This window comes from Arthrobacter sp. AB6 (assembly GCF_031844545.1).
Lineage (GTDB): Bacteria > Actinomycetota > Actinomycetes > Actinomycetales > Micrococcaceae > Arthrobacter.
Genome location: NZ_JAUZVL010000001.1, coordinates 67,519 through 81,686, shown reverse-complemented (window position 1 = coordinate 81,686; position 14,168 = coordinate 67,519). Strand labels below are relative to the sequence as shown.

General features: G+C 56.5%; 12 protein-coding genes. 7 read left to right on the top strand and 5 right to left on the bottom strand.

Annotated elements, in window-relative coordinates:
* Positions 1–66 precede the first annotated feature (66 nt).
* From Q9R30_RS00370 to Q9R30_RS00345, 6 genes are all read left to right on the top strand, one after another.
* On the top strand, positions 67–1,131 hold the full coding sequence (locus Q9R30_RS00370) for a polysaccharide biosynthesis protein (RefSeq protein ID WP_311216429.1): 1,065 nt from the start codon (positions 67–69) through the stop codon (positions 1,129–1,131).
* Complete coding sequence (locus tag Q9R30_RS00365; RefSeq protein WP_311216428.1) at positions 1,128–2,219, top strand: capsular biosynthesis protein; 1,092 nt, start codon at positions 1,128–1,130, stop codon at positions 2,217–2,219. Before Q9R30_RS00370 ends, Q9R30_RS00365 begins: the two co-directional genes overlap by 4 nt.
* A 2-nt stretch (positions 2,220–2,221) precedes the next feature.
* Entirely contained in the window at positions 2,222–3,352 is a 1,131-nt protein-coding gene (gene wecB / locus Q9R30_RS00360) for a non-hydrolyzing UDP-N-acetylglucosamine 2-epimerase (protein ID WP_311216427.1), read from the top strand.
* Between the two features lie 412 nt (positions 3,353–3,764).
* Entirely contained in the window at positions 3,765–4,283 is a 519-nt protein-coding gene (locus tag Q9R30_RS00355; protein ID WP_311216426.1) for a transposase family protein, read from the top strand.
* A 111-nt stretch (positions 4,284–4,394) separates the two neighbouring features.
* Positions 4,395–5,702 carry an ISL3 family transposase gene (locus tag Q9R30_RS00350; protein ID WP_311216539.1) on the top strand — a complete coding sequence of 436 codons (1,308 nt, stop codon included), beginning with the start codon at positions 4,395–4,397 and terminating at the stop codon, positions 5,700–5,702.
* A 32-nt stretch (positions 5,703–5,734) separates the two neighbouring features.
* Entirely contained in the window at positions 5,735–6,508 is a 774-nt protein-coding gene (locus tag Q9R30_RS00345; protein WP_311216425.1) for a transposase, read from the top strand.
* Between the two features lie 312 nt (positions 6,509–6,820).
* On the opposite strand, the gene Q9R30_RS00340 is transcribed toward Q9R30_RS00345, so the two are convergent.
* The 5 genes from Q9R30_RS00340 to Q9R30_RS00320 form a co-directional block, all read right to left on the bottom strand.
* A complete protein-coding gene (locus tag Q9R30_RS00340) occupies positions 6,821–7,987 on the bottom strand; it encodes a glycosyltransferase (RefSeq protein WP_311216424.1) in 1,167 nt (388 codons plus the stop codon).
* 39 nt (positions 7,988–8,026) lie between these two features.
* The gene (locus tag Q9R30_RS00335; protein WP_311216423.1) at positions 8,027–8,791 is read right to left on the bottom strand and encodes a DegT/DnrJ/EryC1/StrS family aminotransferase; all 765 of its coding nucleotides are present in this window, start codon (positions 8,789–8,791) and stop codon (positions 8,027–8,029) included.
* A gap of 203 nt (positions 8,792–8,994) precedes the next feature.
* Positions 8,995–9,750, bottom strand: a complete 756-nt coding sequence (locus Q9R30_RS00330; RefSeq protein ID WP_311216422.1) for a GNAT family N-acetyltransferase — start codon at positions 9,748–9,750, stop codon at positions 8,995–8,997.
* Positions 9,737–11,650: a sugar transferase gene (locus Q9R30_RS00325; protein ID WP_311216421.1), complete on the bottom strand. Its 1,914-nt coding sequence runs from the start codon at positions 11,648–11,650 to the stop codon at positions 9,737–9,739. Before Q9R30_RS00325 ends, Q9R30_RS00330 begins: the two co-directional genes overlap by 14 nt.
* A complete protein-coding gene (locus tag Q9R30_RS00320) occupies positions 11,647–12,762 on the bottom strand; it encodes a GNAT family N-acetyltransferase (RefSeq protein ID WP_311216420.1) in 1,116 nt (371 codons plus the stop codon). Before Q9R30_RS00320 ends, Q9R30_RS00325 begins: the two co-directional genes overlap by 4 nt.
* 454 nt (positions 12,763–13,216) lie before the next feature.
* On the opposite strand from Q9R30_RS00320, the gene Q9R30_RS00315 reads away from it, so the two are divergent.
* A complete protein-coding gene (locus Q9R30_RS00315; RefSeq protein ID WP_311216419.1) occupies positions 13,217–13,861 on the top strand; it encodes an acetyltransferase in 645 nt (214 codons plus the stop codon).
* Positions 13,862–14,168: the final 307 nt, after the last annotated feature.

Genomic DNA, 14,168 nt, shown 5'->3' with positions numbered 1-14,168 from the left:
CATGCGGTTCAGGAACAGCGCTATGTCTACCAGCAGGGCTGTCTTCAGCGGGAAAGGTGATATCTGATGATGGATAGTTCGGGACAATACGAGGGAAAGCGCATCCTTGTCACGGGAGGTACCGGCTCGTTCGGTCACATCGCTACCAAGAAACTTTTGACGCGGGGCGTCGACCAGATCCGGATTCTTAGTCGGGATGAAGCCAAGCAGGACTTAATGCGCCATGAAATTGGCGATGCCCGCCTGCGGTTCTACGTGGGAGATATCCGCGACTACCAAAGCGTAGAGAGGGCAGTCCGCGACGTAGACTTTGTATTCCACGCAGCCGCCCTTAAGCAGGTGCCGTCCTGCGAGTTTTTTCCCATTGAAGCCATGAAGACCAACATCATTGGTAGTGAAAATGTCGTACGGGCTTCAGATGCTGCCGGAGTGAAGTCGGTTGTTTGCCTAAGTACCGATAAAGCCGTTTACCCCGTAAACGCCATGGGAATGAGCAAGGCGATGATGGAGAAGGTGGCCCAGTCGCACGGACTAAACAACCCAAACGCTGAAACCACCGTTTCCTGCGTGCGCTATGGAAATGTGATGTATTCACGCGGTTCTGTCATTCCGCTGTTCATCAAACAGCTCAAGGCGGGGAAGGACCTTACCGTAACCAACCCTGACATGACGAGATTTATGATGTCCCTCGCCGACTCCGTGGACCTGGTTGAATTTGCTTTCCACAATGCGAAGCAGGGAGATCTGTTCATTCGCAAAGCGAGAGCCTGCACTATCGGAGATCTTGCGCAGGCAACTGTGAACCTCTTCCGGTCACGCTCCCTCATTCACGTGATTGGCACCAGGCACGCAGAAAAAGTGTCTGAGGCGCTCGCCACCCGCGAGGAACTTGCACGTGCTCAAGACATGGGTGAGTACTTCCGAATTCAAGCGGATAAACGCGATCTGAACTACAGCATCTACTTTGAGCAAGGCGACCTCGTTCAGGCAGCATACTCAGATTATGATTCTCACACTGTGGAGAGGATGACTGTTTCTGAAGTTGAGGAGATGCTCCTCACTCTGCCCGAAGTACGTCAGGAGCTTGCGTCAGCAGGCCTCTCCGCGGATAAGGACTTAGTACGCGAATGAGTGTGATCGCGCTAACTGGCGCTAACGGTTTCCTAGGTTGGCACACACGGGCGGCGCTGTACGGGGACCGTCCGATTCGCTCGTTCCGTGTAGGGGATGATTTCAATGCCGACGATGCTTCCGTGGCAATGGAGGGAGCGCACCGGCTCATACACATGGCCGGGGTGAACCGAGGAACTGACGACCAAATCCATGACGGCAACATCCACTTCGCTACACAGGTAGCGGATGCGCTCGTCAAGAGCGCGAATCCGCCCGGCACTGTTGTGTTCGCCAACTCCAAACAGGCACGGAACGGTACCGTATATGGGGAAGCCAAAAGCCAAGCGGCGGAGATACTCAGGCTAGCAACGGAAAAGATAGGTGCGCGGTTTGAGGACGTGCTTTTGCCGAACTTGTTTGGCGAACATGGACTGCCGTTCTACAACGCAGTCACCGCTACCTTCGGCCACCTCCTGGCACGGGGAAGTGAACCGACGGTGGAGGACGACAAGGAACTGACCCTTCTCCATGTGCAGGACGCTGCCGACATTCTGATTGGCGCGGTTGGAACTGATGCAGCCGGCGCGCTGCAAGTCCGGGAGTCAGTAGGAGGGCTGCTGAAACGGCTAAGAGCAATCGCAGCTGCCTACAACCAAGGGGACATCCCCGATATCTCCACCAAGTTCGATCGCGACCTCTTCAACACGTATCGGTCTTACACATTTCCGGGGCAGGCGCCCGTGGCTTTGCACCGACATGCCGATGCCCGCGGTTCGTTCTTTGAGATCCTCAGGACTCGGGGAGGAACGGGGCAGACGTCGTTTTCAACGACAGAGCCTGGTATTAGCAGAGGGGACCATTTTCACCGGCGAAAGATCGAGCGTTTCACCGTGCTTGCCGGGACAGCCACTATCTCGCTTCGGAAAATGTTCACTGACGAAGTGCACGAGTTTCAGGTAACAGGGGAGTCCCCGGTAGCCGTCGACATGCCCACGATGTGGACCCATAAAATAACCAACACCGGAACGGATACTCTCTACACGTCCTTCTGGACCAACGAAATCTTTGATCCAACAGCACCTGACACGATCCCGGAGCCCGTCTAAATATGACCCAGAAACTGAAAGTCCTGACAGTTGTTGGTACCAGGCCTGAAATTATCCGCTTGGCTGCCACTATCAAGCGGCTGGACAGATACACGGATCACATACTGGTACATACGGGTCAAAACTATGATTACGAACTCAACGAGGTCTTTTTCGAAAATCTGGGTCTCCGCCGGCCTGATCATTTCCTGGAAGCCGATACGCGGTCACTTGGTGCTCTATTGGGAACGACCTTAACCAAAATTGAATCCGTGCTGACTGCTGAAGCTCCGGATGCCATGCTCGTGCTCGGAGACACTAATAGCTGCATTTCTGCATTAATGGCCCGCAGAATGAAGATTCCCGTCTATCACATGGAAGCTGGCAACCGGTGTTTCGATGAGAATGTTCCCGAGGAAGTCAACCGGCGCCTTGTGGATCATGTAGCCGATTACAACCTTGTTTACACCGAGCATGCTCGGCGCAACCTGCTGGCGGAAGGAATCCACCCGTCCCGTATTATGCTCACTGGTTCACCGATGCGTGAAGTGCTCAGTGCGAACGCCGAAGGCATCGCAGCGAGCGACATACTGGAACGCCAGAACCTGACTCCTGACGGCTACTTTCTCGTGAGCCTGCATCGCGAAGAGAATGTAGACAGCGTGGAACGTCTTACGTCGGTCCTGCACGGTTTGAGTCAACTCTCAACCGCCTATGGTCTGCCGGTGCTTGTGTCTACGCATCCGCGAACCCGGAAGCGGCTTGATGTGCTGCCAGAAGCATCGAAGGGGGGACTAACGTTCCACCCGCCTTTCGGGTTCCACGACTACGTCGCACTCCAGCAGTCAGCCAAGGTTGTTCTCTCCGACAGTGGAACAATCAGTGAGGAGTCCGCAATCCTCGGTTTCCCGGCCGTCACGCTTCGAGACTTCATTGAGCGTCCGGAATCGATCGATACCGCGGGGATCATGGCCGTCGGCGTTTCTCCTGACGCAATTGCTGATGGCGTCCGCATAGTGTTGGACGAGTACATCGCCGACGGTGCACCTGCTGCGCCCGCCGAATATGACGTGTCGGATACTTCCCGACGCGTCGTCGGTTTCATACGCTCAACAGTGCATAATCACCGGCAGCGAACCGGTATTCGCCCCTAGTTGAGACAATTTTTTGTGGGCGCGGTCCCAAGCGGACTGCGGAACCAGGGACTCATGCTTTTCCTCCCCGACGTAACCCAGCGCAGCAGTTGAGGCGACCGTTATAAACGAGCCGCTTGCCTCGGATCTCTTGATTACCCAGCCACCGGGGCCGCGGCAAAATACGGTCAAGGTAACGATGTCCAAGGATCGCTGCGATAACGAGGAGCACCACCGAATCCGCAAACCCCAGGGGCGCCTCGGCATGGCTACATTGGGACAGTATCGGATAGTGGAGAGATACAGCGCGTAGGATATCGGGCTCTTCGCGGTTGATGGTGAAACAGGTTCCGTGTCTTGAAAGCTGAAGGGCTCGTAGCCCTGCTGTGATGGATGTTCTCTACGCATTCATCAGAGTCAGGAGCTACGAGCCTTGATCGAGCCTACTTCGCCGCGCCCCGATGCTGCCACCGCCATCTTCAATCTGCCTGAGTACCGCGTCACCGGTACCGAGGTCCTCGCGTTCGGACAGCGGCGGATCCACGTGGTGGCCACCGCTGAGGCGGGCTGTCCGTGCTGCGGCGTGATCAGCGGCCGTGTTCATTCACGTCGGCCGCAACGCCTGCGCGACATCCCTGTCGCGGGGCCGGTCGAAGTGCAGTGGGCCAAGCGAAGATTCTTTTGCGACGAGTACTTGTGCCCGCGCCGGACGTTCACCGAGGAGACCGCCCAGGTTCCGCGCCGGGCACGGTCCACCCGCCGGTTGCGCGACGCCCTCGTGGCCGCCGTGATCGGGTCCGGAAGGGCCGCCGCGGAGGCCGCCTCCTCGTTCGGTGTTTCCTGGTGGCTCGTGCAGCGGGCACTAGACTCCGCGGCGCTGACGCTGCCGGATGTCGACGCCCTGGCCCCGCGAATGCTCGGCATTGATGGCTCTTCAGAATTGAGAGTGTAGTGGCGTTGTAGCGGGGCGCCTGGTGTGGGCGGCGGGTTGCTTCAGGGAAGGGTGAAGGCCCTGGGAGAGAATCAGATTGTCGAGATCTGGATTTTCTACCGCAAGGCCTTCGTGTTTAACGCTACCTTCCAATGCCCTGACCTGACTACATTCTGCCGGCTTGACGGGCTCGGTCTTGAGGTGACCGGGCAGTATGTCCGTCCGGGTGGTGCCGTTCTGGCCTGCCGTGTCACCGACCTTGATGATTGGTGCCGCAAGTGCGGGTGCCAGGGCGTCCCGAGGGACACGGTGACCCGCCGGCTCGGTCATGAACCCTTCGGCTGGCGGCCGACGACGCTGTTGATCAGCGTCCGCCGCTACCGCTGCACGGGGTGCGGGCACGTGTGGCGCCAGGACATGTCCAAGGCTGCCGAGCCGCGGGCGAAGCTCTCACGCCGCGGGCTGCGTTGGGCGCTGGAAGGAATCGTCTGCCAGCACCTGACGGTCGCCCGGGTCGCTGAGGGTCTGGGGGTGTCGTGGAATACCGCGAACAGCGCCGTCCTGGCCGAGGGCCGGCGCGTGTTGATCGATGATCCGCGCCGTTTTGATGGGGTGAGAGTCATTGGTGTTGATGAGCATGTGTGGCGGCATACCCGCCGCGGGGATAAGTACGTCACCGTCATCATTGACCTCACCCCGATCCGTGACGGCACCGGTCCGTCCCGGTTGCTGGACATGGTTGAGGGCCGCTCGAAACACGTCTTCACGACCTGGTTGCAGGAACGTCCCCAGCACTGGCGGGACGGGGTGGAGGTTGTGGCCATGGACGGGTTCTCCGGGTTCAAAAGCGCCACGGCCGAGGAGCTGCCAGACGCGGTCCCGGTCATGGACCCCTTCCACGTCATCCGCCTGGCCGCCGATGCCTTGGATTCATGCCGGCGGCGCGTTCAACAGCAGACGTGCGGCCACCGCGGACGTAGCGGTGACCCGCTTTATAAAGCCCGGCGGACCCTGCACACCGGAACCGCTCTCCTGACCGGGAAGCAACGCCAACGCCTTGAAGATTTGTTCGCCACCGACGCCCATGTCGAGGTCGAAGCCAGTTGGGGCGTCTACCAGGGCATGATCGCCGCCTATCGGGAACCCGACCGGGTCCTGGGAAAGAAGCTGATGCAGGCCGTGATCGATTCCCTCGGCACAGGAGTTCCGGCCGCCCTCACCGAGCTCAAAACCTTGGGGCGGACGCTCAAACGCCGGGCCCATGACGTCCTGGCCTATTTCGACCGGCCCGGCACCTCCAACGGCCCCACCGAGGCCATCAACGGAAGATTGGAACACCTCCGAGGCTCCGCCCTCGGCTTCCGGAACCTCACCAACTACATCGCCAGATCACTGCTGGAATCAGGCGGATTCAGACCAAAACTACACTCTCAATTCTGAAGAGCCGCATTGATGAACACCGCTACCGGTCCGTGCGGTTCTTCCGCGACCCGGCCACCAAGGCCTGGAAACGGTACGAACCGTGGATGACAACCATTGTCGATCTGGACACCGGACAGGTCCTGGGAATCGTCGATGGCCGCGACAGCGAGGGCGTCGGTAACTGGCTCTTCGCCCGCCCGCTGGAATGGCGCTTGGGCGTGCAGGTCGTCGCGATCGACCCGTCCGCGGCGTTCCGCAAGGACCTGCGGATGTGGCTGCCGCGCACCGCAGTGTCGGTCGACGCGTTTCACCTGGTCAAGCTCGGCAATGACATGCTCGCCGAGGTCCGGCAGCGGCTCACCCAGCAGGTCCTTGGCCGGCGCGGTCGCTCCGTCGACCCGGTCTGGGCCAACCGGCGACTGCTCCGGGCCGGGGACACGCTTTCGGACCGGGCACGGGACAGGCTGGCCACGGTGTTCGCCGCTGACGACGCCACCGGGAAACTGCAGGCCGCCTGGCTGGTGAAGGAACAGCTGAGGACGCTGTTGGCCACAGGGTCTCTTGCCGGTGCCGCGGCCGCGAAAGAACGGCTGCAAACCCTGGTTCAGCACGCCGCGCAACCGGAAACGAACCGGCTCTGGCGCACGGTTTGCCGATGGTGGAAAGAGATCGAAGTCCTCATCGTCACCGGCGCGACAACGGCAAAAGTGGAAGCCAACAACACCGCGATCAAACACATCAAAAGGACAGGCCGGGGATTCACCAACGCACGCAACTACAAAACGCGTATCCTGTTGCGCAGTGCCGCAAGAACAGCGGCATGAACACCCATCACGGCAGACCATTCACCACGAACCGTGAAGAGCCATTGAAGATGGCGGTGGCAGCATCGGGGCGCGGCGAAGTAGGCTCGATCAAGGCTCGTAGCTCCTGACTCTGATGAATGCGTAGAGAACATCCATCACAGCAGGGCTACGAGCCCTTCAGCTTTCAAGACACGGAACCTGTTTCACCATCAACCGCGAAGAGCCCCCTAACCACGCTCATCTGCGAAGGGCCCCCAATCGTTTGCAAGGAGTCCCGAGCCAAGGGCTTAGGGGGTGCCACGGACAAGCGCAATAAATTGCCTCCGGAAGCTATGCCTTCGTTCTATCTCCGTTTCGGAGAACTTCTGCAAACAGAGAGAACGCATGCGACTGAACTGACTCCGAACGCCATTCCTCGTAGATCGCTCCGGCGCGCTGCTTGCGTCGAAGCAGCTCACCGGTCGACTGCCGCGCATATTCACTCACAGCTGCGGTCCAACCATCCGGGGTGTTGGGCGACACGACCATGCCTCCTCCAGCACTTAGACGAGCCGACCAAGGTGTGACGTCGGCGCACAGAACGGGGCAAGAAGAGGATAAAGCTTCGGCAATGGCGTGGCCGAAGTTTTCGCCCTTTGTCGGACACAGCATGACGTCATACTGACGGAGTACCTCACGAACCATGTCGTTTGGAAGGGCACCCAGGAAATTTACCTCGATATGCGTGGGCAACGACGCCACAATTGCCTGGCAACGGTGATAGTACTGCTTGTCTTCCGGTGGACCGATAATATTAAGAATTAGTGGCGACCCAACTTGGCTGAGTCCAGCCAGCAAAGTGTCGATACCCTTCACGGGTGAAACACGTGACAATGCTACCGCCCTCAAAGGGCCATCGGCCGGGGATGGGATCGGTGCTGCGGCGTACTGGGGCAATAGAGTGTCGTTCTCTCTAATGACAACCGGGGCACTGTTGCCGAAAACCCGTTTAACGTCCGCGGCCTCAGCACTTGAAGATGCATGCCAAGACACCCGCCGGGCAAGCCCCATCGCCTTAAAGAACAAGATATAGGGTCGTTTCTTCCACCCCTTGAGCCTCAGCGCGCTTAGAGCGAATTCACCTCTCGGTGCAATCACCCAGAGGTCCGGACGCAACCATCCCACCGCAAATAAAAGTAACGGCAGTATCGAAAACTTCGCGTCGAAAAAGCTGTTTGCGTAGACAATCCTTGGTCTCCGTGACCGGGCCTCACTGAGTGCCCGGAACAGGCGCAGCCACGAGGACGTGGAGCTGTAGAAGACCTCACCATTCGCGTAAGGAACCCACTCGTCTGCCACGACGTCTAGAGGAGTCGTCCTTCCCAGGTCTGTGTTGGTTGTAACTACCGACACGCGAAACTCCGGTGGAGCGGACGTGACCATTGCGCCCAGTGTCCGGATGGGACCTCCCCCAAGAAAAGCAGGCGGAAAGAAGGAGTTAAAGACAACGATCTGCAAAAGCACTCCTCGATCAGTGTAAAGAATGAGCTCCCGACTTTAGGAAGCGTTTAGATGTTTGCGGAAAGACTCAACCATTGCGGGCAGGATTGATGCATCGATATCTTGGTGCACGGGGAAATTCGTAACTTGTCGCGATAATAAATTGAGTTCAGGAAACTTCGCACGAACTTGGGGAATCAAAGTATGGTACAGGCTAACTAACCCATAGCCATCTTCATTAACACCCCTGTAGATGTCGTCTCTACGGTTGCCAAAAATCCGAACCGGCAATGTTTGCGGAACATCTTGGTCGCTCAGCACCGGCCATAGGAACTGAAACCGGGAACCGAACTCAGGAATCGAACTTAAAAGCTCGATTAGGGTCATGAAGTTAAGCCGTCTGGCCCTACTGATGGCCGAGAAGTCGTAAGAGAGCAATTGCGCCGCAATTTGTGGGAGTGTAGACCTTTGGTTGCGGACTAAAGAGGTGTCCGAGTACCGGATAAGGCCACCTTGTTCGAAGGGAAACATCTTATGCAGCGAATAAAGTGAAACATCACCGAACTTCCCTGCCACTCCTGTGCCTAAGGCCGAAAAAAACGAGTGGGCCAGGTCTTCCATCAGCAACACATTATAGCGATCGGCTAATTCTCTTACGGCTGGAAGCTGACTATCACTACGGCCGAAGTAATGTATCACAACTAAGACGCGATAGGATCCGTCATGAAGCTGGCGTTCGAGATCGTCCAGGTTCACACTCAAATCGGAATGAAGGTTGTAGAAGTTTACTTCTGCACCGGCCTCGAAGACGGGGTCGAGCACTCCGCTTCCTTCATTCTTTGACCATCCTATATATGCAGGCAATAAGACGCGATCTGAAGGCTCGAGGACGTTGGTTAGAAAGTCCAGCATTCCTTCTCGGGCAGACGTGTAGAAAAAGGACGGTTGCCTGTATACATCGTGGAGCTGGGCCGTTTTAGTCAGTAGCATCGATTTCCTCGGGGGCGTAGCGCAATCAACGTCGCTCAGATAGCGAGTGTCATACGATCGGAGAGTGTCAGAACTTCGTGAGCGATTTTCAGGGAGGATAATTGAGCCTGCGGCAGGACGGTAAAAGCCGCAGTTAGTTGAGGGAACACCTGCCTCAAACCTCCCAACAACACATCATTTTCAAAGCTTCTGGCCGAAGTACAACGAACGGTGTGCAAGCCCAGGAGTCCGACTCGCGTTACATCGTGATCCAATACCACGTCGAACTCGCAGAAGCCGTGCGACTCGAATGCAGCCATAGCGGCAGGCAGGGACCGGATGCCCACCGCGCCCTTGGGGGGCGGTAAAGATCGGCTCACCCATGCAGAAGTTGCGCTTCTCTGAAATCCAATTTTCTCATAGAGGTTGCGCGCCCGGACATTGCTGTGAAAGACATCGAGGCTTAACGCCGTGATACTAGGCTCCATTGCCAGGAACCGCCTCATCAGTAGGCCCGCAATTCCTCTTCCTTGTACGTCCGGGTCTACACAGATGTAGGACAAAAAGGCTGTGTTGCTGTCGGTAAGGCGAAATTCGGCAAAGCCCACGACGCCGTCATCAATGACGGCCACCAAGGATACGCCGTCGTGCAGCAGCTTTGGATATTTGAATGGCACAGAGAGATAGGTTTCTATTCCCGACTGTCCATAAATCATGTAGGATCCGAGGCGGCTATCAAAGGAAGCCCGGACCATCTCCACGATTCTAGGAATCTCTTCGAGCCTTAGCGTTCGGATTTCAAATTCCGGCACTTTGGTCCTTCAGCCTGCGTTCGTCGTCCAGGTTCTGCATTACCGATTCAGGGTCAGCTATGACTCCCTGCTTTCGGAACACCTTTGAAACTGTCAGGGCGAGGATCTTTAGGTCCAGGGCCAAAGACATGTGTCGAACGTACCAAACGTCAAGTGCCAGTCTGTCGTCCCAAGCAGCGGCGTTCCTGCCGTTGACCTGGGCCCATCCCGTTATTCCCGGCCTGACTTCCAGACGGGCCCTTTCCGTTTCCGTGAAGTAAGGGGTGTACCGGGCAAGCAGTGGACGAGGTCCGACCAATGACATGTCGCCGCGGAGAACGTTCCACAGCTCAGGGAGCTCATCCAGGCTTGAGGATCGAAGCCACGCCCCGAACTTTGTCAATCGCTGTCCGTCCGGAAGGGGAACTCCGTTGTCGTCGGTCCGGGTGACCATTGTTCGAAATTTGAACATCTTGAACGGTTGGCCATGAAGTCCTGGACGCACCTGCGTGAACAAAACCGGGCGACCCATTTTTTTGCGTACCAGTAGAGCCACCACGCCCATGGGGGCGCTCAGCAGAAGCAATCCTAAGGCAGCACCGCCCATGTCAATAAATCTTTTGTTCCTCAAGAGCAGCGTTTTCGCCTCGCTCGCCGTTCGGAGCACATCAGCAAAACGCCGGCTTCCGACTGAGAGTGACAGGCGCTCACGATAGTATCGTTGCCCTGAAGATCCCATTTCCTCCCGATCCGAAGTGTCCATTGCCAGCAGTCGGCGAACTGCTCTGCTGAGATCAACAGGGTTTTCGGGTTCGAAACACAGTCCCGCTCCCGCCTCAGCAATTATCTCAGCAGAATCACCTCGCACTCCCATTAAGATCGGACGACCGGCCATCATATATGCCTGGGTTTTTGAGGGAATGGTTATTGAAAAGAGCGGGTCATCCCGGAGATGCACCAAGAGGGCATGTGACCGGACCAGGATTTCACCTATCTCAGAAATTGGACGCCGAGGCAGAAACACCACATTCCTGAGGCCCTTGGAAGACGCCAGAGCTTGCAGCTTGTCCAATTCTAGCCCTCCACCGACGATCAAAAACTGTACAGACTCCTCGTCACGTAAAAGGTCGGCTGCGTCAAGAACTGTCTCGAGTGCTTGCGCTTTACCGATGTTCCCAGCAAAGGTAATAGTGAACTTGTTGCCAAAGACGGCATTGCTATCGGAAGATGCCTCGCCCAAGGTCAGGTCTATCTGCTTTTCGTCCGCCCAATTGGGAATGACTTCAATGCGCTGCAACGCAACAGAACGTTGGATGATAGCTTCCCGAAAACCTTGGGATAACACAACAATTCGGGTGGCCCCCTTGTAGACCGCGAGCATTATTCTGTCGATCGCGGCCAGAATTCGCGGGCTGTCTAGCATGCCCGTGGCAGCAAGCGTATCTGGCCACAGGTCTTGAACGTCATATACATACGGCACTCCCTTTACGGCCTTCAGTATGATTGCAGGAACACCGACGGTAGCGGGCGGGTGGTATATGTATGCGACGTTGGGTCTCTTGATGATGAGCGCGCCTACGGACGCGCTGAACGCGAAGGACAGATAGTTCAGGGCACGTTTAAGGCCCGAAGAATCATGACTAGGGTAGAGCGGGACTCTGATTACAGTGACACCATCAATAACTTCACGCTGGAACAGCTTTATACGATATCCCTCATATAACTTACCACCAGGATAATTCGGGAAACCTGTAAGCACGGTGACTTTGTAGCCGGCACGCATCAACTCTTGAGCAAATAGAAGACCCTTAAAAGTAGGTTCAGGGTCAAACCATTGCGTGATCATCAAGACCTTGATTGGGCCGTTCTCCTTTTGTTGGTTCCACTTCAGCCTATTGAAGAGCTTAGCGGTAGTCTTCATGCTGGCCTCCGATAAGCAGGAAAAAAAGCGTGATCTGTGTCGCGTGCGTCGGACGCGGAACTCTCGGCCTCGCGTCGAAGAACAAGTTGCTCATATGCCTGGGGCATGAGGATTCGTTGGCCTGTTAGAAAATCGACGTTGCCGGACGGCGCGAAAGATCGTTTATACCGTTCTATGCCATCGTTTGGCGCAGCGCCTCCTCCAAGAACGAAGTGTTTTAGCCCTTTAGACCGCGACCATCGAATGATTTCGTACTTGAGGAGGTCGTTTGGACGGAGGTCGAAGTACGAACTGTCGGTCCCGCCCAAGAACGAGTAGGAAGTGTCATGAGATAAAAGTACGAGCTCCGTTGAAACGATATTTTCGTCAAGGACTACGTGAAGGTAGGCGAATTGTCCGGGAAGATTGCGCTTTATTGCTTCGAAAAATTTCCGCGGAAAGTAGTAGCCGGAAGTTGCCTCTCGTCTGTTCATTGTGCTTTCGTAGATGCGCATGAAATCCGCGAGATATGAGCCGTCTTCGTCAATCTTGACAGCAAGACCGTGTCGCACCGCCTTTCGAACATTTTTCCGCACCTTGGCTTCGAAACTTTTAAACAAAGAGTCATCATCAACTTGCAATGAGCGAACTACATTTTGCGACCGGCAGGAGACTTCACCGGGATAGGGAAGGAGTTTTTCTGGAAACAATGCGAAGCGAATAAACTCCGTGACTACTGAGTTGGCTGCCGCCCACTCATCGAAAGTTGACCAGAACCCCTTTGAAACATTTGCAACGTCAGTCAGACCCCAAACAAAAGGCCCGCCGTAGCCGTAGGGTGTTGTCATGTCGCGCAATACAGTGTCCGCGATAGGTGATGGCCGGACTTCTCGCAGTATGAACGCATACAGGACGAATCCATCACGCGATTTGTAAGCGGCGCACATGATCCGGTCACCTTGACCTTTGAAGAGACCCACATATCCGGGGTGTGAGGAGACCTCCCGCTCTGGCCAGCTGAGCCAGAAGTCAATCCAAGCTTGATGGTCCTTTGGATCGTCTGCGTCCCATATGTAAAAACTGCTGTCCATGACTCGACCTTCCAAGTCGCCGTGCTGATGGAGAGTGGACATGGAAGACAGCCTTCCCCTTAACAGCAGAGATGCAGCGCCTCTGCGCTGCGAGCTTACGATTCTCCCGGTACGACACTCGCGACCAGTCTATATGGACTGCTCTGCTGTAGTCGGACCCAACCAGACTAATTCGGGTCGTCGGTGCCTAAAGGGCGGAGCGTTATCGCGCGGTTGAGCCTTCGAAAAACGAAAGTGCGGCACGGAGTAGCAAGGGCTTCTACGCAAGGGATTTGCTTTTGCCGGTTCGGCATAGACCTTCAGGACGCGGAACTATACTTAGAACAGATGATTTGTTGGGCCACGCGAAGGAAGAACCCGGGCGTTTTGTTGCTCTGCGTTAAGGCGACGCAGTTGTCGCCAGCCTCTATGCTCCGGTTAGCCTATGGTGGGCGGGTCAAATGCCGCACTGCCACTTCCGCGCCCAACGCACTTTTGCTTCTTGAACGGATTACTAATGGAAGATCTTGTCGTGATTGGAGCCGGTGGCTTTGGCCGCGAGACTTTGGACGTGGTGGATGCAATCAACTCTTCAGCCGACAAACCCACGTACTCGGTTGTCGGCGTAATTGATCCAATGCCAGGACCCGAAAATCTGCGTCGTCTTAGGGCCCGCGGGGTGGACTATCTCGGCAGTGACGATGACTGGCTCGCAACCGGAAAGCTGGCCAGGTATGTCGTGGCCATCGGCAATCCACGGATTCGCCTTCGGATTGACACAAAATATCAGGCCGCTGGTCATTTGAGGGTGTGGCCTCTCGTCCATCCTTCTGCTGGCATTGGCAGCAGCGCCCTGCCTGGAGACGGATCCGTCATTTGCGCCGGCGTTCAGGTGTCCACGAATGTCTCGATGGGTCTCCACGTGCAGCTTAACCCGAATTCAACAATTGGACATGACTCTGTGTTGGATGACTTCGTCTCGGTGAACCCGGGGGCCATCATTTCGGGAGGGGTTCATCTTATGGAAGGTGCATTCGTTGGCGCCGGTGCAGTGGTCTTGGAGGCCCTGACTGTCGGTTCTTATGCCAGGGTCGGCGCCAGCGCCTGCGTGGTGCGAGATGTGTCGTCTGGCGTGACTGTCAAGGGAGTGCCAGCGCTGTGAACTCGAGAAAAGACGTCTCAAGCGCAGCTTCTCGGACTCGTTGGTCTAGGGAGTGTTGCTAAAGCTGGCTTTTAGCCAGACTAGCGATGCAGCGAGCTGAACGGCGGCGACGTAGTTGCGTGCGGTTTTGTCCGATCTCATGGCGAGGCGGCGCCAGTTCTTGAGTCGATTGAATCAGGTTCGACGACATTGCGCCACTATCGGCCTCACTGTCGAAGGCTGGTGGGCGCCCGCTGGCGGAGCCTTTTCTCTTCCGGTTCGCTGTTTAGTCAGGCTTTTCCGGGACCGTGGTCTTGATACCGCGCTC